Below are 19,934 nucleotides of genomic sequence, written 5' to 3'. Positions count from 1 at the left end.
GTGATTTGTGCCAGACTTCACGAATTCTATGTATACATAGGAACTTCAACGGGGAGGTTCGAATGTCAGGAGAAGCGGCAGCGGGGTATCACGACCTGTGGCACCGCAGCGTCGACGCCGACACGCGTTCGGCGTTCTGGCTGGAGGCCGCGCAGGCCATCGACTGGGTCACTCCTCCGCAGACGGCGCTGGAGGAACGCTCCCCCGGTACCTGGCGCTGGTTCCCCGACGGCGAGCTGAACACCAGCTACAACGCCCTCGACCGCCACGTGCTCGCGGGCCGCGGCGATCAGACGGCCGTCGTCTACGACTCGGCCATGTCGGGCACCCGCGTGCGTCTGAGCTACCGGGAACTGCTCGGCCGGGTCGAGCGTTTCGCCGGGGTGCTCCGCGCCAACGGTGTCGGCCAGGGCGACCGGGTGATCGTCTATCTGCCGATGATCCCGGAGGCCATCGTGGCGATGCTGGCCTGCGCCCGCATCGGCGCCGTCCACTCCGTCGTCTTCGGCGGTTTCGCCGCCAGCGAGCTCGCGGTCCGGATCGACGACGCCCGGCCCACCGTGATCGTGACCGCCTCCGGCGGCCTGGAACCGGGACGCGTGCTGGAATACCTGCCCCTGGTCGAGAAGGCGCTCGCCCGCAGCAAGGGCTCGGTTCGCGCCGTGATCGTGCGCGACCGCGAGATGGTCCCCGGCTGCGCCGCCGACTACTCGGGCACCAGCGACGTGGCCTGGCTGGACTGGGCCCACGAGGAGGACGAGGCGACCCCGGCGGCGCCGGTCAGCCTGCGCTCCGACGACCCGCTCTACATCCTCTACACCTCCGGAACCACCGGCAATCCGAAGGGAATCGTGCGCGACAACGGCGGCCACGCCGTCGCGCTCGCCTGGTCGATGGCCAACATCTACGGTGTCAAGCCCGGAGAGGTGTTCTGGGCGGCCTCCGACGTGGGCTGGGTGGTCGGCCACTCCTACATCGTCTACGCCCCGCTGCTGGTCGGCGCCACGACGGTCATCTATGAGGGAAAACCGGTCGGCACTCCGGATGCCGGCGCGTTCTGGCGCGTGGTGCAGGACTACCAGGTGTCGGTCCTGTTCACGGCGCCCACGGCCATCCGCGCCATCCGCCGGGTCGATCCCGACCTGCGGGAATTGGCGCGGCACGATGTGTCCAGCCTGAACGGGTTGTTCCTGGCCGGCGAACGCCTCGACCCGGAAACCTACCACTGGGCCAATGACGGGCTGCACTGCCCCGTGGTCGACCACTGGTGGCAGACCGAGACCGGCTGGGCGATCTGTGCCAACCCGCGCGGCATCGCCGATATCGAGACGAAGCCGGGTTCGGCCACGTTCCCGGTTCCCGGCTACGACGTGGCCATCCTCGATTCGAAGGGCAAGCCGGTCACCCGGGCCGGCAAGGACGGCAACATCGCCATCCGCCTGCCGCTGCCGCCCGGCACCCTGCTCGGAATCTGGGGTAGCGATGACCGTTTCACCAGCTCCTACCTGTCGGCCTTCCCGGGGTACTACGCCACCGGCGACTCCGGCCATTTCGACGACGACGGCTACCTCTACGTGATGGGCCGCACCGACGATGTGATCAACGTCGCCGGGCACCGACTGTCCACCGGATCGCTCGAAGAAGTGCTCACCCTGCACCCCGCGGTCGCCGAATGTGCGGTGCTGGGTGTGCACGACCCGCTCAAGGGCCAGCGAGCGGCCGGATTCGTCACGCTCAAGGCCGGTGCGTCGATCGACCACGACACCCTCGCCGCAGAGCTCATCGCGCTGGTGCGGGAGCACGTCGGGCCGGTGGCTGCCTTCCGCGATGTGACCATCCTGGACCGGCTGCCCAAGACCAGGTCGGGGAAGATCCTCCGCAAGACCATCCGCCAGATCGTCGACGGCGAGCCCTACACGGTTCCGCCCACGATTGAGGATCCCACGGTTCTCGACGACCTGAAACAGGCCGTGCACGGCGTCAGCCCGCACCCCTGAACCACAGCCTGACCCCCCACAGATCACCCGGCACCACCCCACAGTCACATCCCTTCACCGGAGCAAAGGAGCCCGCATGACGGAATCGCTGCAAAACACACTCTCGGACGGAGTACTACCGTCCAGGATCGACTACGTCGCGTACGAGAAGACGCCGAAGTTCATCAAGCTGAAGAAGCAGCGACGCGGATTCGTCCTGCCGCTGGCCGCATTCTTCTTCCTCTGGTACTTCGCCTTCGTTCTCGTCGCGGCCTACCTGCCCGAGGTGATGGCGATCCCCGTCTTCGGCAAGTTCAACCTCGGACTGGTGCTCGGCCTCGGCCAGTTCGTCACCACCTTCGCCATCACCATGTGGTACGTGTCGTATTCGAACCGCCGTCTCGACCCCCTCGGGGCCGAGCTGCGTGCCGAGCTTGAGGAGATGGACAAGAAATGATCGCAACCAGCATTCTGCAGACCCTGCCGGGCCGGCTGGCCCAGGCGGTCGAACCCACGGAGAACAACCCCGTGCTGAACATCTCGATCTTCCTCGCCTTCGTGGCGGTGACCCTGATCGTCGTCATCCGGGCGGGACGCAACAACAAGACCGCGGCCGACTACTACACCGGCGGCCGTTCCTTCACCGGCCCGCAGAACGGCTTCGCCATTGCCGGCGACTACCTCTCCGCGGCCTCCTTCCTCGGCATCGTCGGGGCGATCGCGGTCAGCGGCTACGACGGCTTCCTGTACTCGATCGGTTTCCTCGTGGCGTGGCTCGTGGCCCTGCTGCTGGTGGCCGAGCTCATGCGCAACACGGGCAAGTACACCATGGCGGATGTCCTCTCCTTCCGCCTGCGTCAGGGTCCCGTGCGCGTGGCCGCGGCGACGACCACCCTGGCTGTCTGCTTCTTCTACCTCCTCGCCCAGATGGCCGGAGCCGGCGGCCTCGTGTCGCTGCTCCTCGGCATCAACGACAAGGTCGGGCAGTCCGTCGTGGTCACCGTCGTCGGTGGCCTGATGATCATGTACGTGCTCATCGGCGGGATGAAGGGCACCACCTGGGTGCAGATCATCAAGGCATTCCTGCTCATCATCGGCGCATTCGCGATGACTGTCTGGGTGCTGGCCATCAACGGCTTCAACTTCTCCGCCCTTCTCGACACGGCCGTCGCCGCCTCGAGCAGCGGTGCGGCCGTCCTGGTGCCGGGCCTGAAGTACGGTACCAACCCGCTGGACTTCGTCTCGCTGGCCGTCGCCCTGGTGCTCGGCACCGCGGGTCTGCCGCACGTGCTGATGCGTTTCTACACGGTGCCCAGCGCCAAGGAGGCCCGTCGCTCGGTGGTCTGGGCCATCTGGCTGATCGGTGCGTTCTACCTGTTCACGCTCGTGCTCGGCTTCGGTGCCATGGCGCTCGTCGGAGCAGACGTCATCCTCGCCGCTCCCGGCGGCGTGAACTCGGCCGCACCGCTGCTGTCCCTCGCCCTCGGCGGACCGCTGCTGCTCGGCTTCATCTCCGCCATCGCGTTCGCCACGATCCTGGCCGTGGTGGCCGGGATCACGATCACCGCCGCCACGTCGTTCGCGCACGACATCTACATGAGCGTGATCAAGAAGGGCAAGGGCGACCCCGACGCCGAGGTCAAGGTTGCCCGTCGCACCGTCGTTGTGATCGGCGTCCTCTCGATCGCCGGCGGCATCGGCGTGCAGGGGCAGAACATCGCCTTCCTGGTGGCCCTGGCCTTCGCCGTCGCGGCGAGCGCGAACCTGCCGACCATCCTGTACTCCCTCTTCTGGCGCGGCTTCACCACCCGCGGCGCCGTGTGGAGCATGTACGGCGGCCTCGGTGTCACCGTCGGACTGATCATCTTCTCGCCGGTCTTCTCCGGCACGGAGACGTCGATGTTCGGCGCCGGCGTCAACTTCGCCTGGTTCCCGCTCAGCAACCCCGGCATCATCTCCATCCCGGTCGGCTTCTTCCTCGGCTGGCTCGGCTCGGTCACCAGCACTCGCAAGGAAGACCCGCTGCTGGCCGCGGAGATGTCGGTTCGGTCCATGACCGGGTTCGGCGCCGAGAAGGCCTCCGAGCACTGAGTCACGCAGCACGCAACACGCCGGCACGACCGGTTTGACCTCTGCTCCCCTCGACTGCACCCCAGTCGGGGGGAGTAGTGTCGTCCGCGGGCTAGAGGGCCAGGTCATTCGCCTGCGCCGAGCCTACGACGCATTACTGGAGAAGATTCTCAATGAAAGCTGCACGTTTCCACGGCCGCAAAGACGTCCGGATCGAAAACATCGAGGAGCCAGAGACTCGCAGCGGCACGGTGAAGATCGCCGTCGCCTGGTGCGGCATCTGCGGCACGGACCTGCACGAGTACCTGGACGGCCCGATCTTCATTTCGGAGCCCGGTCACCCGCATCCGCTCTCGCACGAATCCCTCCCGGTCACCATGGGCCACGAATTCTCCGGCACCATCGAAGAGGTCGGTGACGGCGTCACGGACCTCAAGGTCGGCGACAACGTCGTCGTGGAGCCCTACTTCGTCTGCAACGAGTGCCCGCCCTGCAAGGCCGGCAACTACCACCTCTGCGAGAAGATGGGCTTCATCGGCCTCGCCGGAGGCGGCGGCGGCCTGAGCGAGAAGGTCGTCGTCGACCAGCGCTGGGTGCACCCGATCGGTGACATCCCCCTCGACGAGGCCGCACTGATCGAGCCGCTCTCGGTTGCGCACCACGCCGTGGTCCGCAGTGGCGCGAAGGCCGGGGACGTCGCCCTCATCGGCGGCGCCGGGCCCATCGGACTGCTGACGGCCGCCATCCTCAAGGGGATCGGTGTGACCACGATCATCTCCGAGCTGAGCACCGCCCGCAAGGCGAAGTCCCTCTCGAGCGGCGCCGCTGACTACGTCATCGACCCGACCACCGAGAACGTCAAGGCCCGGGTGCTCGAGCTCACCGACGGCGTCGGCGCGGATGTCGCGTTCGAGTGCGCGGGCGTCAACATCGTGCTCGACACTCTGCTCGACGCCCTGCGCCCGGCCGGCGTGCTCGTCAACGTCTCCATCTGGGGACGCCCGGCCACGCTGGACATGCAGAAGCTCGTGCTCAAGGAGATCGACCTGCGCGGCACCATCGCGTACGTGCGCGACCACGAGGAGACCATCTCGCTGGTGACGAGCGGCAAGATCGACCTCAAGCCGTTCATCACCGGACGGATCGCGCTGGACGACCTCGTGACCGAGGGCTTCGACACTCTCGTCAACCACAACGACACCGCGGTGAAGATCCTGGTGCACCCCTAGGTCGAATGCGTGACCACGTCAGTCTTTCGGTGCCAGCGGCCCCCGCGCGATTCGGGTGGGGGCTGCCTGCGCGACCGGCTTGATCACGATCAGGTCCAGATTGACGTGCGCGGGGCGTTCCACGCTCGACACGATCGTTTCCGCAATATCCTCGGCGGTGAGCGGAGCAGGCACCCCGGCGTAAGCCGCGGCGGCCTTCTCCGCGTCACCGTTGAACCGCACCAGCCCGAACTCCTCGGTGTGCACCATGCCGGGGGCCACCTCGATCACCCGGATCGGCTCACCGTTCAATTCCAGGCGCAACACTTCCATCAGGGCATGCGCGGCGAACTTCGCCGCGTTGTAGCCCCCACCACCGAGGTAGGCGACATGACCGGCGATCGATGTGACCGTGACGATGTCGGCGGAGCCGCCCTCGGCGCGGATCGTCGCCCGCAGCAGAGGCAGCACGGCGCTCGTGACCCGCTTGACCGCGAGCACGTTGATCTCGAACATCCAGGCCCAGTCCTCGATCAGCGAGTCCTCCACCGTGTCCAGCCCGATCGCCCCGCCCGCGTTGTTGACGAGCGCGTGCACCGGCCCGGACGCCGCCAGGTAGTCGCGCAACGCATCGACGTCGGCTTGCCGGGTGAGGTCTGCCGTGAAGACCTCGGCTCCGGTCTCCGCGTGCAGCTCCGCCAGACGGTCCGCTCGGCGGGCCACCCCCACCACGTCCCAGCCCCGCCGGCGGAACAGCCGCACCGTGGCTGCTCCGATTCCCGAACTCGCACCGGTCACGACGACTCTCTGGGTTCCCATGGATCCATTCTGGCCGGTGCCGCGCTGTGATGACTCCACGCACCGCCGGGGCGCCGCATCCGCCGCACCCGCAGAAACGCCGGGTACCGCTCTGGGACAACGCCCGCTGGATCGCCATCACTCTGGTGGTGGTCGGGCACGCCATCCTGAAGCTGATCTCCGAATCGGATGTCGCGTACGAGTTCTACCTGTTCATCTACGCCTTCCACGTTCCCCTCTTCGTCGCCGTCAGTGGATACTTCGCTCGGTCGGGACCGCTCGGAACGCGACAGTTGCACCGCCTGGTCACCGACATCGTGCTGCCCTATCTGATCTTCGAGACGATCTGGACCACGATCCGCTGGCTTCTCGGCGGCGAGTTCCACCTGGATTACTCGTCACCGTCCTGGACGCTGTGGTTCCTGATCGCCCTGCTGGTCTGGCGCCTGGCTCTCCCCTTCCTCGTCCTGCTGCGCTACCCGCTGCTGATCAGCGTGATCATCTCGGTCGGCGCCGGGTACTTCGCGTCGATCGACTCCACCTTCGCGCTGTCACGCACCCTCGGCCTGCTTCCGTTCTTCGTCTTCGGCTGGCAGTTGCGCCAGTGGCAGCTCACCACGCGCTGGCAGAACCTCCCCGCGGCAGCGGTCTGGCGTTGGCGGATCGGCGCCATCACGCTGTTCACCGCTCTGCTGGGTGTCATCGTGGCGAACATCGGCGCCCTACGGGAAGCGCAATTGCGCCAGTTCCTGCTCTATAACGAGGCCTACCCGACGTTCGGCTACGACCAGTTCTGGGCCGGAGGCATCCGTCTGGGCCTGATCCTGCTCGCCTTCGCCCTCATCATGGCGTTCCTCCTGCTCATGCCTCGGCGGCGCACCCCGTTCACGGCGTACGGCGCCGCCACCATGTACATCTACCTGCTGCACGCCTTCGTGCTGTTCCCGCTGCGGGAGACCGGGGTGCTGGGCGGCCCGCAGCCGGGCTGGGTGCTGCCGGCGATGATCCTGTTCAGCGTGCTGATCTCGGTCGTGCTCTCACAGCGGATCGTGCGCAAGGTCTTCCACCCGCTGGTCGAACCGCGCGCACGCTGGCTCTTCCGCAGGAAGGCGCGGACCGACACCGGCACGATCGTGCTGCCGCACCTGGAAGCGCCCGCCGAGACGCCCGCCGAATCACCCTCCGGGCAGCCCGCGCCCCCTGCCCGGCCGCCCGGCCCGCCCACGGAGTCGCGCTGATTCGTTTCGTGACGCTGTGTTGCAGAACCGTTGCAGCGCCAACACGACGCTACCTAAACTCACAGTCAGAGCGCTGGAGGGTCCACGCTCGTCGAGGATAATCAGGGAGACGACCTCATGAGCGACAACGCTGCCGACTGGAAGTTCGAAACCAAGCAGGTGCACTCCGGCGCCCAGCCCGACCCGACCACGAACGCCCGGGCCACCCCGATCTACCAGACCACGTCCTACGTCTTCAACAACGCCCAGCACGCCCAGAACCTGTTCGCGCTGGCCGAATTCGGCAACATCTACACCCGCATCCAGAACCCGACCCAGGCCGTCGTCGAAGAGCGCGTCGCCGCGCTCGAAGGCGGCACCGCCGCCCTGCTCCTGGCCTCGGGCCAGGCTGCCTCCACGTTCGCCGTGCTGAACATCGCCCAGGCCGGCGACCACATCGTGTCGTCCAGCTCGATCTACGGCGGAACCTACAACCTGTTCAAGTACACCCTGGCCAAGCTGGGCATCGAGACGACCTTCGTCGAGAACCAGGATGACCCCGAGGAGTGGCGCCGGGCGCTGCGCCCCAACACCAAGCTCTTCTTCGCCGAGACCATCGGCAACCCCAAGATCAACGTGCTCGACATCCGCCTCGTGGCCGATGTGGCCCACGCCGGCGGGGTTCCCCTCATCGTCGACAGCACCATCGCCACCCCCTACCTGATCCGCCCGTTCGAGCACGGCGCGGACATCGTCATCCACTCGGCCACGAAGTTCCTCGGCGGCCACGGCGCCGTCATCGGCGGTGTCATCGTCGACGGTGGCACGTTCGAATGGTCCAAGAACGTGGAGAAGTTCCCCGGCCTGACCCTGCCGGACCCCTCGTACCACGGTGTCAGCTACACGGGCGCGGTCGGGGACGGCATCGCCTACATCATCAAGGCGCGCGTGCAGCTGTTGCGCGACCTCGGTTCCGCGATCGCCCCGGCGAGCGCCTGGCAGCTCATCCAGGGCATCGAGACGCTCAGCCTGCGCATCGAACGCCACGTGCAGAACGCCCAGGACATCGCCGAATGGCTCGAGAACCACCCCGACATCGCCTCCGTCAACTACGCCGGGCTCCCGTCGAGCCCCTGGTACGCCGCCGCCAACACGTACGCGCCCAAGGGCGTCGGAGCCGTGCTGTCGTTCGAGTTGAAGGGCGGGGTGGATGCCGGCCGCGCGCTGGTCGACAACCTCGCCCTGTTCAGCCACCTGGCCAACATCGGCGACGTGCGCTCACTCGTCATCCACCCGGCCTCCACCACGCACGCTCAGCTCACCCCGGAACAGCAGCTCACCGCCGGCGTGACCCCGGGCCTGGTGCGGCTGTCCGTCGGCATCGAGAACGTGACCGACCTGAAGGCCGACCTCGAGACCGGCCTTGCTGCCGCGCGCGCGGTCGTGCACGCATCCCGCGCCAACGCCTAGACACCGCAGCAGTTCGCCCGGCCCCCGCATCCATTCGCCGGAGGCCGGGCGGCGGTGTGGGAGCGCCGGGCGCGGCGCGTAACAAAGTGCCGGAAGGGCTGTTCACCCGGCAGAATAGGGGGCCTATGGACTGGCAATATTCGGCAGACACCGTCCCGTCGAGTTTCGTGACCGAAGCCCAGGCGCGGTCGCTGCTCGGCAAGCCCCCGGCGACCGGCGCGTGGCGTGACGGCGACCCGGTCGGCAACCGCCGGTTCCAGGATGTGGGCCCCCTGCACTTCGAAGCCGGCGGCAGCCTGGGTTCCGTGCGCATCGCCTATGAGACCTGGGGTGAGCTCTCCCCCAACGGCGACAACGCCGTCCTCGTGCTGCACGCCCTCACCGGCGACAGCCACCTGGCCGGTCCGGCCGGCCGCGGCCACGCGACCGCGGGTTGGTGGAGCGGCATCGTCGGACCGGGACTGGCCATCGACACCGACCGCTGGTTCGTGGTTGCTCCGAACATGATCGGCGGCTGCCAGGGCAGCACCGGTCCCGCCTCCCTCGCTCCCGACGGCTCGGAATGGGGCATCCGTTTCCCCTATCTGACCATCCGCGACCAGGTCGCCGCCCAGGTCGCGTTCACAGACCGGCTCGGAATCGACCGCTGGGCCGCCGTCGTCGGCGGTTCGATGGGCGGGATGCACGCGCTCGAGTGGGCGGTCGAACATCCGTCGAGGGTGGCCCGTCTGGCGATCCTCGCCGCACCGCCGGTCACGACCGCCGACCAGATCGCGCTGAACTCGGTGCAGATCGAAGCCATCCGGTGCGATCCCCTCTTCAACGCCGGGGACTACTACGACGCCGCGGACGGCGACGGCCCGACCCGGGGACTCGCCCTGGCGCGGCGGATGGCGCTGCTCAACTACCGCAGCCCGGAGGAACTCAACCTGCGCTTCGAACGCGGCTGGCAGAGCGAGATCAGCCCCCTGGGCGCCGGCGGCCGGTTCGCCGTCGAGTCCTACCTCGACTTCCACGGCAACAAGTTCACCCGGAGATTCGACGCCAACAGCTACATCGTGCTGGTCGAGGCGATGAATTCGCACGACATCGGCCGCGGCCGCGGCGGGGTCGCCTCCGCCCTGGCGCGGATCGAGGCGGTCAGTGTGGTCGTGGGTATCGACAGCGACCGGCTGTTCCCGGTCGAGGGCCAGCAGCGCATCGCCGCGCACCTGCGGGCCAATCTCGACGGCACGGATGCGGTGGTGCTGCACTCGGGCTTCGGCCATGACGGTTTCCTGATCGAGAACGCGGCGATCGGTTCCCAGCTCAGTCGGGTCCTGGCCCAGCCCGCTGCCCTCCCTCGGGGTTGACACGGTCCCGGTTGGGGACGATTTTGACAGTCAGTCTCACCAGGCCGAGAGGATCTGCCATGAAACCCGGATTCATCCTCATGCTCATCTTCGGCACGATCCTCTCCCTGCTCGGGTTCTCGCTGGCCCTGGCCGGCGGAACCGCCGCCGTGGTCACCGCCCGCGGTGACGACGGCTACCTGATCAGCCCGGCGCGCTCGTTCTCCGTTCAATCGTTCGCGCTCACCTCGCCGCGAATGAGTGCGATCGAGGTCGCGGAGGTCCCGGTGAACCTGGGTACCCTCCGGCTGCGGGCCGCTTCCACCGCGGGAGACGACGTCTTCATCGGTATCGCGCGGCAGGCCGACGTGGACCGGTACCTGGCCGGGGTCAACCACACCGAGCTGCGGAGCGTGAACGTCACCCCCTTCCGCGCGGTCTACCGGGAGATCCCGGGCACCGCAACGCCCCAGGATCCCGGCGAACAGACGTTCTGGGCCACGGCCGCGCAGGGCCCCGGTACGCAGGAGATCGACTGGGACCTGGCCGGCGGCAGCTGGTCGGTCGTCGTGATGAACGCGGATGCGAGCCCCGGCGTCACCGTCGCGCTGCAGGCCGGGGTGCGCTTCGGGTTTCTCGGCCCGCTGGCCGTCGGGTTGCTGCTGATCGGACTCGTTCTCCTGCTCCTCGGACTGCTGCTCACCGTGTTCGGCGCGATCGGCCTGGGCCGCGGCGGCCCGCCCTCGGCCCGCTCGGCGGCCGGGCCGGGGCCGGCCCCCGGCTACCCGGCGGACGCGGCCGAGTCACGCTATCCCGCGCGCCTCCACGGCACTCTCGACGTCGGGATCTCCCGCTGGCTGTGGCTGTTCAAGTGGATCCTGATTTTCCCCCACGTGGTGGTGCTCTTCTTCTTCTGGTTCGGGTTCGTCGTGACCACGATCGTTGCGGGGTTCGCCATCCTGTTCACCGGCCGGTATCCGGTGTCCCTCTTCCAGTTCAATGTCGGCGTTCTGCGCTGGAGCTGGCGGGTGTCCTTCTACGCCTATTCGGCGCTCGGCACCGATCGGTATCCCCCGTTCAGCCTGGCTTCGGACCCGGCCTATCCGGCGGACCTGGAGATCGAGTATCCGGAGCGCCTCTCGCACGGACTCGTTCTGGTCAAGTCCTGGCTGCTCGCGATCCCGCACCTGCTGGTCGTCGCCGCCTTCACCGGCACCGCGTCGACCTGGCTGGTCGACGGGGGCGACTGGGTCACCGGCAACACCCCCTCCCTGATCGGGGTGCTCGTGCTGATCGCGGCCGTCATCCTGCTCTTCACCGGACGGTATCGACCGGCTCTGTTCGATGTGATCCTCGGCATCAACCGTTGGATCTTCCGGGTCACCGTCTACACGGCGCTGTTCCGCGACGAGTACCCGCCGTTCCGGCTGGATCAGGGCGGCGCCGACGCGCTGGTTCCCGTCCCCGCCTCTGCTCCGGCCCCTCCCGCGGCTCCGGCCGCCGCCGCTGACCCGGTCACGCCCCCCGCCGCGGCGGACTAGCGGGGAACCGGTACCGGGCCGGTAAGGTTCAATAAGGAGCACAACGAGGGGCGACTCAGCCGGCATGCAACGTATCTACAAGGAACGTGACCGCCTGCTGCGCAAAGCCGCTCGACTGGGCGGGCTCGCCGGTTCATCCGCCGTGCTGCTCGTGATGCTCGTCCCCGGCGGCCTGAGCGTGAGTGTCCTGCTCGGGTCCCTGCCGCTCCTGCTGCTGCTGGTCGTCGGCCAGTATCTGCTGGGACGGACCGGGCGGATGCGCTGGGTCACTCTGATCCTGATCTCCGGCAACGCCCTCATCCTGCTCGTCGGGCTGTCTGCCCAGCGCGCCGCGGGACTGAACCTCGTCGAGGAGGCCGTGATCGGCGCCGTGGCAGCCGGTGCGCTCAGCTGCGTCGCCCTTGTGCTCGTGGTCAACGGGCCGCGCATGCTGCTGCTGCTCGCCGCGTTCTGCGCGACCGTGGCGAGCGTTCTCGCTGGCACCCGCGCCGCCGAGACCGCCGTCGTGCCGCTCCTGCTCACCCTCAGCTGCTGGACCGCCATCGCCGTGATCGCCTGGTGGCTGGCCCAGAGCGTTCCCCGCGTCATGCAGCGCATCGACGAGATCGGCCGGGCGCATCTGGCCGAGCGCCATGCCAGCGAACTCGAGGCGCAGCGGCGCCAGGACGCCCGCCTGCTGCACGACACCGTGCTGGCCACCCTCACCCTTCTCGCGCATTCCGGTGTCGGCGTCAGCCCGGCCGCGCTGCGGGACCAGTCCGGCGACGACGCCCGGCTGCTGCGGCAACTGCGCCTCGGCGGCCTGCCCACACCCCGCCGGTCCGGGGTGTACACGCTCGAGCCGGCCACCGAGTCCACCCTCGGCAGCACCCTCGAATCGGTCAAGCAGCGGTTCGGCCGGATGGGCCTCGAGGTGGACTGGCACGGCAGCGGGCAAGTCCTCCTGCCCAGCGATGTGCTCGACTCCTTCCTTCTCGCCCTCGGCGAGTGCCTCGAGAACGTGCGGCGTCACGCCGGCGTCGCTCGCGCCGACGTGACGATCACGGATGACGACACGACCGTGCGCGCCATGGTCACCGACGCGGGGGTCGGCTTCGACCTCAGTGGCGTCAGCGCCGAACGCCTCGGTTTCGCCGAATCCGTGGTGGCCCGGCTGCGGGACGTCGGCGGCAACGCCCGCCTGTTCTCCTCCCCGGGCTCGGGAACCACAGTCGTGCTGGAGGTACCCAAATGAGCCGACCCGGGATCGTGGACACCCGCCCCGGCGACAGCATCCCGGGCGACATCCCCCGCCGCGACCAGCGCCGCCTCGACCAGGCCCGCCGGCCCGGGCGACGGGACCGCGCCGGTCATACCGGGCCGCTCGACAAACGGGAGCGCCGGGAGCGGCGCCGTAGTTTCCGCCGTCCCGAGCGCACGGAGCAGACCGCCCGGGCGAACCAGAGCAGCCTCGGCGGCCGGCACCTCGGCATCGGCCTGTCCTTCAGCGGCGGCTTCATCGCCCTCTTCCTGTTCGGCCAGTTCGCCGTGCAGTGGTTCGACTACCCCACACCGATGCCCAGCCTGATCGCCTGGATCCTGCTGATGACGGTCACGATCCTGTCCCTCATCACGGTTCAACGGCTGGCGGCGCGGATGCCGGATTGGCTCTACGCCGCGGCGCTCGCCTCCGGCGCGGCTGTCGTGGTTCTGGACCTGATCGGGTCCTGGGGCGAGCCCGGTTCCGATGTGCACCCCACCGCGGCCGCAGCCGTCGGCACCCTGCTCATCTCCCTCGCCACCGTGCGGCGCGGCCGGGACCTCGTCACGGCCGCCCTGATCCTCGCCCTGCTCCTCGTCATCGGCGCGCTGACCGAGGAACGCACCGATCCGCTCACCCTCGCACCGGTCCTGCTGACCCTCAGCCTTGCCGTTCTGCCGCCGTTGCTCGGTGTGGCCACCGTGCGGGCGTTCCGGCGGATGGCCCAGCGCGAACTCGACCTGGTGCTGGTGCAGAGCACGATCTCCCAGCCCCAGTTCGCGGTGGGCATGCTGGCCTCCGAAGATCTCGCCCGGATCGACCTCGACGCGGAGACCCTGCTCGACGACGTCGCGAAGGGCCGGACGGCGCTGCCGCTCAGCATCGAGAAATCCACGACGGCAGCCTCCCTCGCCACTCAGCTGCGACTGCACCTGATCCGGGGACGCCGCGAGACCTGGCTGTACCACGCCATCACGGAGTCCGAATTCCTGGCACCGTCGGTCAATCTCACCGACCCGTCGGGGCTGGCCGGCATGCTCGACCCGGCCCAGCGTGATGCACTGCTGCGCACGATCTGGCTGTTGATCAGCGACACAACCCGCTCTGAGGCATCCGTTTCGCTGTCGCTCGGACCGATCAGGCCCACACACGGTGTCACCGCGCGTCAGAAGTTACGATTTCCAATCGAATTGACCACGACGGGTGTGCCACGGCGGCGAGTGGACCCCGAGACGTGGGAAGCTATCCGAAGAGTCGGCCCACACGTCGATTCCAGCCGGGACGGCAGCCTCCACGTGGAAATCGAATGCAGTATCGACAATCCTGCGGATGCTTAGGGTCTGAACACAATGGCGTCGAGCTTCTCATTCGGGGGCAAAGGCATGAGGAGACAGAAGTGACGAATACAACAACGGTGACCACCGAGGCTCCGAGCAAGACCAACCCCATCCGGCTGGCCCTGGTCGATGACCACCGCATGCTGCTGGGGGCGCTCACCGAGTGGATCCGTGGGGCCGCCGACGACATCACCATGGTCGCCGCCGTCACCACGTGGCCGGAGCTGCTCACGCACCCCGAGTTCCCCGTCGACGTCGTGCTGCTGGACCTCGACCTCAAGGACAACATCCCGGTGTCCCTGAAGATCTCCACCCTCAAGACCGCAGGCGTGAAGACCGTGCTGATGAGCACGTACTCCGAGGCCGGGCTCGTGCGCGAAGCCCTGGCCGCCGGTGCGCTCGGCTACCTGGTCAAGAGCGAAGAGGCAACCATGATCGTCGAGGCGATCCGCGCCGCCTACAGCGGCGAGTCCTTCATTTCCGCCGAACTGGACGAGGCGCTCAACAACGGCGCCGACGGTGGCTCGCCGCGGCTCAGCGCGCAGGAGCGCCGCGTGATGGCCCTCTACGGTGCGGGCGAGCCGGTCAAGGCTGTCGCCCACCAGCTCGGCATCTCCGAGGAGACCGCGAAGTCCTACCTCAAGCGGATCCGCGAGAAGTACCGCCTGGCGGGCTTCGACGTGGGCACCAAGGTGGCGCTGCGCAAGCGGGCCATCCACGACGGCATCCTGCTCCAGACCGACTGATCCGCGGCGTGGACACGGCTACGCCGCGTCCATGACCTGGATCACATCGGTGCCGTAGGGCAGCACCAGGCCGCTGCGACGAAGGGTGCGGTCGAGCCGGAACGTGCCCACCGTGAGCAGCAATCCGATGATGCTCAGGCCGAGGCCGATCCAGACCGGGGCGACATAGCCGTATCCGGCCGCGACGACGACGCCGCCGAGGAACGCGCCGAGGGCATTGCCGACGTTCAGGGCCGAGTGGTTGAGGGCAGCGGCGATCGACTGGCTGTCGTGCGAGACGTCCATCAACCGGGTCTGGATGGCCGGTGAGAGTCCCGACGCCGCGGCCCCCACGAGGAACACGCCGATCAGGAGGCCGGGCACGGACTGCGCCGACAGCGCCAGGCCGGTCAGGGCCAGCAGCATCACGCCGAAGAACAGGTACATGGTGCGGCGCACACTCCAGTCGGCCAGTGCGCCCCCGGCCAGGTTGCCGATGGTCATGCCCACGCCGATCACGACCAGCACGAGCGGCACCGCGCCGGCCCCGAGGCCGGTGACCTCCATCACCAGCGGGGCCACGTAGGTGTACACGGCGAAGAGCCCGCCGAACCCGATCGCCCCGATCATCAGGGCGAACCAGACCTGCAGCCGGCCGAAGGCCCGCAACTCGCTGCGCATGGTGGCGTGCGGGTTGCCGTCCTGCAGGGGAACCAGGGTGGCCACGGCCACGAACGTGGCGGCGAAGATGGCGGCGACGACGAGGTAGGACACGCGCCAGCCGGTGGTCTGGCCGAGCCAGGTGATCAGGGGCACGCCGATGACGTTGGCGATGGTCAGGCCGCTGAGCACGAGGGCCACCCCGCGGGCTCGCTTCCCGGGGCCCATCAGGTCCGCGGCGACGAGGGACGCGATGCCGAAGTAGGCTCCGTGCGGCAGGGCGGCCACGAACCGGGCCACCAGCACCAGACCGAACGCGGGTAGCAGGGCCGACGCGATGGTGCTCAGCGTGAACGCGGCCAGGAGAGCGAGCAGCAGCTGCTTGCGCGGCCAGCGGGCGGCCGCGGCGGCGATGGTCGGGGCCCCGACGACGACGCCGAGGGCGTACGCGGAGATGAGCCAGCCTGCCTGGGCGTTCGCGGCATCCGGTGCCGTGGCGTAGAGCCCGGGCAGCAGGTCCTGGGCGAGGTTGGGCAGCAGGCCCATGGCCACGAATTCGGTGGATCCGATGCCGAAACCGCCGAGGGCCAGGGCGAGCAGGGCAAAGCGGATGCGGGCCGGCGACAGTGTCGCCGGCCCGTCGGAGGAAGCAGGCATGCTTCCAGCCTATGGGGCCGCTGTGGCTCCCGACGGCGCGGCCTCGGCCAGCGCCGTTTCCAGACGCTCGACCTTGCCCGTGAGCTCGCCCGTACGACCGGCGCGGATATCCGCTTTGAGCACCAGGGACACCCGTGGCCCCCACGCACCCACCGCGTCGGTGGCGGCCTTGATCACCGCGAACACCTCATCCCAGTCGCCCTCGATCGTGGTGAACATCGAGTCGGTGTGATTGGGCAGGCCGGAGGCGCGCACGATGCGCACGGCTGCGGCCACGGCGTCGTGCACGGAGCCGTCGTCATCGTGGGAACCGGACGGGGCGACGGAGAATGCAACCAGCATGGTTACTCCTTCTGATCGAGGGTGGGAGGGGACTGGATCTGCCACACGGCCCAGCCGAGCAGCACGACCTCGAGCGCGTTGCGCACGGTCAACACCAGAACCATGGCCGGGTCGGCCACCAGCAGCAAGTCGTAGAGGTGCGGGTAGACCAGCTGGGTCAGTCCCGCGATCACGAGCACGAGCACGGCCGGGAACCGCCAGGCGCGGCCGTGCACCAGCAGCCCGAGGATGACGGGTGCGGCCAGCCAGGCGGTGAACTGCGGCGAACCGACCTTGTTGACGACGATCAGGGTGAGGACGAGCGCCAGCACCAGCGGCGGGAAGAGGCTCACCGGGTCGGCGCCTGACCGGATCCGGAACCCGGCGAGCGCCAGCACGGCCGCCACGCCGAGCAGGAGCAGTGGGGTCATCGCCGCGATGGCGGCGTTCGTGCCGGGGCCGATGACCTGGAAGGTGAGGATCTGCTGGTCGTAGTAGATGTACGTGCCCGGAACCCGGAGGGCGGCCTGCCACATCCAGCCGGCGGCCACCGGGGACTCGATCTGGATGCCGCGGTTGGTCTGCTCGCTCACGAAGCTGAACACGTTCAGGCCGCTGCCGAGTGCGAGCGCCGCGATCAGGATGCCCAGGCTGGTCACCGCCGCGGCGACCGCCACCCGCCAGCGGCGTCTCGACACGACGAACAACGCACCGATCAGGGCGACCGGCCAGATTTTGACCCAGGTGGCCAGGGTCAGCAGCACCGTTGCCCACACCGGCCGGGTGCGCATGAGCAGCAGGGCGACGATCGCCAGCGGCACCGTGACCGCGTCGATGCGGGCAAGGGCGACGGGACCGAGCATCAGCAGGAAGACCAGCCACCAGGCGGCCGCGAGCAGGGCACGCCGGCTGCGGCCGCGCTCGAGCAGGAGGGCGAAGGCCCCCGCGTTCAGCAGGGTGACCAGGCCGAGCCAGGTGACGGAGTAGAGGCCCGGGCCGAAAGCGAGCGCCGTGAGGATCGGCAGCAGCGCGAGGAGGGGATAGACGAAGCCCGTGGTGATCCCGACGACGTCTGCGCCGGCTGCCGCGCCGGCCGCCCAGCCGAGGTAGACGCCCTCCACATCGCCCAGCGGCCAGCCGGTGGAGGCGAAACACAGCCAGACCAGCACGCCGTGCACGAGGGCGAAGCCGATCCAGAGCAGCACGCGCGGTGCCCGCAGCGCCCTCAGGCCAGGGCGGGCGCCGAACGGTTCAACAGCGGATGCGAGCACGCTCCACTGTCCCACACCCATCCGGACCCGCGGGGGCGGCCCGGTCCCGCCCGTCGGCCCCGTTCCGGCTCAGCGACCCGCGAGCAGGGCCGCGATCGTGGCCGGCACGGCCTCGGCGATGTCCAGCGCCGCGATCGGGCCGCCGGCCGATGCCCGGGTGGCAGCCTGCGCGTGCACCAGGGCTGCTGTCGCCGCCAGGCTCGGCAGGGCCGCGGCATCCGCGTGGATCGCCCGGGCGTGCGTGGCCAGCAGGGCGCCGAGGATACCGCCGAGCACGTCCCCTGACCCGGCCGTGGCCAGCCAGGCCGGCCCCTGCGACACCGTCAACCGGGTGCCGTCCGGCGACGCGATCCGGGTGACGCTGCCCTTGAGCAGCACCGTGACGCCGAGGCCGGTCGCTGCACGCACCGCCCACTCCCCCGGGGCTGCGGCGACCTCCGAGCCGGCCACCGATTCGCCTTGCGGCGAGAGCAGCCGGGTGAGCAGGCGCGCGAGCTCGCGGTAGTGCGGGGTGATCACGACGGGACCGGCCGCCCGGCCGACCAGGTCGAGGGCCCCGGCGTCGCAGACCGTGGGCAGCCCCTCGGCCAGGGCGCCGAGCAGCGCAGCCTCCGTCACCCGGTCGCGGGAGGCCGCGTCCTGACCCGAGCCGAGGAGCCAGGCCTGCACCTGCCCGGATGCGGTGACGGCCTCGGGCCGGCGCTGCAGCACCAGATCGGAGGCACGTCTCGGGCCGAGGTAGCGCACCATCCCGACACCGGCGCGGGCGGCCGCCTCGACGCCGAGTACGGCGGCCCCGGGGTATTCGTCCGAGCCGGTGCGCACCCCCAGAACTCCGCGACTGTATTTGTCATCGCCGGCCCGGGGAACCGCGATCCAGTCCCGTGCCCGAGCGGAGTCCCATTCCAGCCATGCGTGCGGTTCGTCCATGCACTCACGATAGGTTGTTTTGCGTGCCTCGGGCCGGCCTCAGCGGCCTGCCCACTGACTCCTGGGGGAAATCCGTGGCCGTTGCCGCCCTGTTCGAACCGTTCACCCTGCGCGGTGTCACCATGCGCAACCGCCTCTGGGCCGCCCCGATGTGCCAGTACGCTGTGGGTGAGAAAGACGGCGTCCCCCGCATCTGGCACCTCGTCCATCTCGGCGCGCTGGCCGCCGGCGGCGCGGGCCTGATCGTGGCGGAGGCCACCGCGGTCAGCCCGGAGGGACGCATCTCCAATGCTGACACCGGCCTCTGGAACGATGCTCAAACCGCTGCCTGGACTCCCATCGTGGCCTTCCTGCATGCGCAGGGTGCCACGGCCGGCATCCAGCTCTCCCATGCCGGCCGCAAGGCATCCGTCTGGCCGGCCTGGGGTTCCGACCGGCACGGCACGATGGCGACGCAGGACGGCGGCTGGCCCACCGTCTCGGCGTCGGCCGTGCCGTTCCCCGGGTACGCACCGCCCGTCGCCCTCGACGCCGCGGGCATCCAGGGCATCGTCGCCGCCTTCGCGGCTGCGGCGCTGCGGGCGGTGGCGGCCGGGTTCGACGTCGTGGAACTGCACGCCGCCCACGGCTATCTGCTGCATCAGTTCCTGTCGCCGCTGAGCAACCGGCGCACCGACGAGTTCGGCGGCACGCTGCCGAACCGGGCGCGTCTGCTGCTGCAGGTCGTGGCCGCCGTGCGCGCGGCCATCGGCGCGGACCGTGCCCTGTTCGTGCGGTTCTCCGCCACCGACCACACCCCGGGCGGCTGGACCGAGGAGGAGACGGCCGAGGTTGCCGGCTGGGCCCGGGACGCCGGCGCGGACTTCTTCGACGTGTCCTCCGGCGGCAACGTGACCGGGGCGCGCATCCCGCTCGGGCCCGGCTACCAGGTGCCACTGGCCCGGCACCTGAAAGCGGCGGCGGATGTCCCGGTCAGCGCGGTCGGGCTGATCACCACCGCGCTGCAGGCCGAGCAGATCGTGGCGACCGGCCAGGCCGACGCGATCATGCTGGGCCGCGAACTCCTGCGCGACCCGCACTTTCCGTTGCGGGCCGCCCACGAGCTGGGCGTCAGCGTGGACTACTGGCCACCGCAGTACCTGCGCGCCATGTGGCCGGAGGCCTGACCGGCGACCCAGCGTG

17 protein-coding genes are annotated in these 19,934 nt (G+C 69.2%); 12 read left to right on the top strand and 5 right to left on the bottom strand.

All coding sequences use genetic code 11. The features are described from left to right. Positions 1–62: 62 nt before the first annotated feature. The 4 genes from E3T49_RS06560 to E3T49_RS06545 all read left to right on the top strand — a co-directional run bounded on the left by E3T49_RS06560 (position 63) and on the right by E3T49_RS06545 (position 5,275). Complete coding sequence (locus tag E3T49_RS06560; protein WP_134424158.1) at positions 63–1,997, top strand: AMP-binding protein; 1,935 nt, start codon at positions 63–65, stop codon at positions 1,995–1,997. Between the two features lie 76 nt (positions 1,998–2,073). Continuing rightward, a complete protein-coding gene (locus E3T49_RS06555) occupies positions 2,074–2,433 on the top strand; it encodes a DUF485 domain-containing protein (protein WP_134424157.1) in 360 nt (119 codons plus the stop codon). Beyond that, positions 2,430–4,067, top strand: coding sequence for a solute symporter family protein (locus E3T49_RS06550; protein WP_134424156.1), 1,638 nt, complete (start codon positions 2,430–2,432; stop codon positions 4,065–4,067). The genes E3T49_RS06555 and E3T49_RS06550 overlap by 4 nt, the downstream gene beginning before the upstream one ends. Positions 4,068–4,219: 152 nt before the next feature. Then, the gene (locus E3T49_RS06545; RefSeq protein WP_134424155.1) at positions 4,220–5,275 is read left to right on the top strand and encodes a 2,3-butanediol dehydrogenase; all 1,056 of its coding nucleotides are present in this window, start codon (positions 4,220–4,222) and stop codon (positions 5,273–5,275) included. Positions 5,276–5,293: 18 nt separating this feature from the next. Here E3T49_RS06545 and E3T49_RS06540 read toward each other — a convergent pair whose 3' ends face one another. After that, positions 5,294–6,073, bottom strand: a complete 780-nt coding sequence (locus E3T49_RS06540) for an SDR family oxidoreductase (protein WP_134424154.1) — start codon at positions 6,071–6,073, stop codon at positions 5,294–5,296. Positions 6,074–6,102: 29 nt separating this feature from the next. Between E3T49_RS06540 and E3T49_RS06535 the strand changes: the two genes are divergently transcribed. The 7 genes from E3T49_RS06535 to E3T49_RS06505 all read left to right on the top strand — a co-directional run bounded on the left by E3T49_RS06535 (position 6,103) and on the right by E3T49_RS06505 (position 14,934). Next, positions 6,103–7,290 carry an acyltransferase family protein gene (locus E3T49_RS06535; protein WP_134424153.1) on the top strand — a complete coding sequence of 396 codons (1,188 nt, stop codon included), beginning with the start codon at positions 6,103–6,105 and terminating at the stop codon, positions 7,288–7,290. A 117-nt stretch (positions 7,291–7,407) separates the two neighbouring features. Then, positions 7,408–8,739 (top strand): bifunctional o-acetylhomoserine/o-acetylserine sulfhydrylase, encoded by a 1,332-nt coding sequence (locus E3T49_RS06530; protein ID WP_134424152.1) that lies wholly within the window; start codon positions 7,408–7,410, stop codon positions 8,737–8,739. Positions 8,740–8,864: 125 nt separating this feature from the next. Continuing rightward, the gene (metX, locus tag E3T49_RS06525) at positions 8,865–10,091 is read left to right on the top strand and encodes a homoserine O-acetyltransferase MetX (RefSeq protein WP_134424151.1); all 1,227 of its coding nucleotides are present in this window, start codon (positions 8,865–8,867) and stop codon (positions 10,089–10,091) included. 59 nt (positions 10,092–10,150) lie between these two features. Continuing rightward, the gene (locus E3T49_RS06520; protein ID WP_134424150.1) at positions 10,151–11,611 is read left to right on the top strand and encodes a DUF4389 domain-containing protein; all 1,461 of its coding nucleotides are present in this window, start codon (positions 10,151–10,153) and stop codon (positions 11,609–11,611) included. A gap of 64 nt (positions 11,612–11,675) precedes the next feature. Then, positions 11,676–12,845, top strand: a complete 1,170-nt coding sequence (locus E3T49_RS06515) for a sensor histidine kinase (protein WP_134424149.1) — start codon at positions 11,676–11,678, stop codon at positions 12,843–12,845. Continuing rightward, a complete protein-coding gene (locus tag E3T49_RS06510) occupies positions 12,842–14,188 on the top strand; it encodes a hypothetical protein (protein ID WP_134424148.1) in 1,347 nt (448 codons plus the stop codon). The genes E3T49_RS06515 and E3T49_RS06510 overlap by 4 nt, the downstream gene beginning before the upstream one ends. A gap of 59 nt (positions 14,189–14,247) precedes the next feature. After that, entirely contained in the window at positions 14,248–14,934 is a 687-nt protein-coding gene (locus E3T49_RS06505) for a response regulator (RefSeq protein WP_277613090.1), read from the top strand. 18 nt (positions 14,935–14,952) lie between these two features. On the opposite strand, the gene E3T49_RS06500 is transcribed toward E3T49_RS06505, so the two are convergent. Genes E3T49_RS06500 through E3T49_RS06485 form a run of 4 tightly spaced genes read right to left on the bottom strand, consistent with a single transcriptional unit; the run spans position 14,953 to position 18,752 of the window. Next, positions 14,953–16,230: an MFS transporter gene (locus E3T49_RS06500; RefSeq protein ID WP_134424146.1), complete on the bottom strand. Its 1,278-nt coding sequence runs from the start codon at positions 16,228–16,230 to the stop codon at positions 14,953–14,955. 9 nt (positions 16,231–16,239) lie between these two features. Continuing rightward, the gene (locus E3T49_RS06495) at positions 16,240–16,572 is read right to left on the bottom strand and encodes a thiamine-binding protein (protein ID WP_134424145.1); all 333 of its coding nucleotides are present in this window, start codon (positions 16,570–16,572) and stop codon (positions 16,240–16,242) included. Positions 16,573–16,574: 2 nt separating this feature from the next. Beyond that, positions 16,575–17,843 carry a glycosyltransferase family 87 protein gene (locus E3T49_RS06490; protein WP_134424144.1) on the bottom strand — a complete coding sequence of 423 codons (1,269 nt, stop codon included), beginning with the start codon at positions 17,841–17,843 and terminating at the stop codon, positions 16,575–16,577. Positions 17,844–17,891: 48 nt separating this feature from the next. Then, entirely contained in the window at positions 17,892–18,752 is an 861-nt protein-coding gene (locus tag E3T49_RS06485; protein ID WP_134424143.1) for an ADP-dependent NAD(P)H-hydrate dehydratase, read from the bottom strand. Between the two features lie 74 nt (positions 18,753–18,826). Here E3T49_RS06485 and E3T49_RS06480 point away from each other — a divergent pair, with 74 nt between their 5' ends. Further along, a complete protein-coding gene (locus E3T49_RS06480; protein WP_277613091.1) occupies positions 18,827–19,918 on the top strand; it encodes an NADH:flavin oxidoreductase/NADH oxidase in 1,092 nt (363 codons plus the stop codon). Positions 19,919–19,934: the final 16 nt, after the last annotated feature.

It is taken from the genome of Cryobacterium cryoconiti (assembly GCF_004403065.1).
GTDB classification, from domain to species: Bacteria; Actinomycetota; Actinomycetes; order Actinomycetales; family Microbacteriaceae; genus Cryobacterium; species Cryobacterium cryoconiti.
Note: the sequence above shows the minus strand (reverse complement) of the source record. Positions and strands in the feature narration are given on the sequence as shown.

Coding starts and splice junctions, on each gene's coding strand:
- E3T49_RS06560 (WP_134424158.1), top strand. CDS start 63: ATGTCAGGAGAAGCGGCAGCGGGGTATCACGACCTGTGGCACCGCAGC.
- E3T49_RS06555 (WP_134424157.1), top strand. CDS start 2,074: ATGACGGAATCGCTGCAAAACACACTCTCGGACGGAGTACTACCGTCC.
- E3T49_RS06550 (WP_134424156.1), top strand. CDS start 2,430: ATGATCGCAACCAGCATTCTGCAGACCCTGCCGGGCCGGCTGGCCCAG.
- E3T49_RS06545 (WP_134424155.1), top strand. CDS start 4,220: ATGAAAGCTGCACGTTTCCACGGCCGCAAAGACGTCCGGATCGAAAAC.
- E3T49_RS06540 (WP_134424154.1), bottom strand. CDS start 6,073: ATGGGAACCCAGAGAGTCGTCGTGACCGGTGCGAGTTCGGGAATCGGA.
- E3T49_RS06535 (WP_134424153.1), top strand. CDS start 6,103: ATGACTCCACGCACCGCCGGGGCGCCGCATCCGCCGCACCCGCAGAAA.
- E3T49_RS06530 (WP_134424152.1), top strand. CDS start 7,408: ATGAGCGACAACGCTGCCGACTGGAAGTTCGAAACCAAGCAGGTGCAC.
- metX (WP_134424151.1), top strand. CDS start 8,865: ATGGACTGGCAATATTCGGCAGACACCGTCCCGTCGAGTTTCGTGACC.
- E3T49_RS06520 (WP_134424150.1), top strand. CDS start 10,151: ATGAAACCCGGATTCATCCTCATGCTCATCTTCGGCACGATCCTCTCC.
- E3T49_RS06515 (WP_134424149.1), top strand. CDS start 11,676: ATGCAACGTATCTACAAGGAACGTGACCGCCTGCTGCGCAAAGCCGCT.
- E3T49_RS06510 (WP_134424148.1), top strand. CDS start 12,842: ATGAGCCGACCCGGGATCGTGGACACCCGCCCCGGCGACAGCATCCCG.
- E3T49_RS06500 (WP_134424146.1), bottom strand. CDS start 16,230: ATGCCTGCTTCCTCCGACGGGCCGGCGACACTGTCGCCGGCCCGCATC.
- E3T49_RS06495 (WP_134424145.1), bottom strand. CDS start 16,572: ATGCTGGTTGCATTCTCCGTCGCCCCGTCCGGTTCCCACGATGACGAC.
- E3T49_RS06490 (WP_134424144.1), bottom strand. CDS start 17,843: ATGGGTGTGGGACAGTGGAGCGTGCTCGCATCCGCTGTTGAACCGTTC.
- E3T49_RS06485 (WP_134424143.1), bottom strand. CDS start 18,752: ATGGACGAACCGCACGCATGGCTGGAATGGGACTCCGCTCGGGCACGG.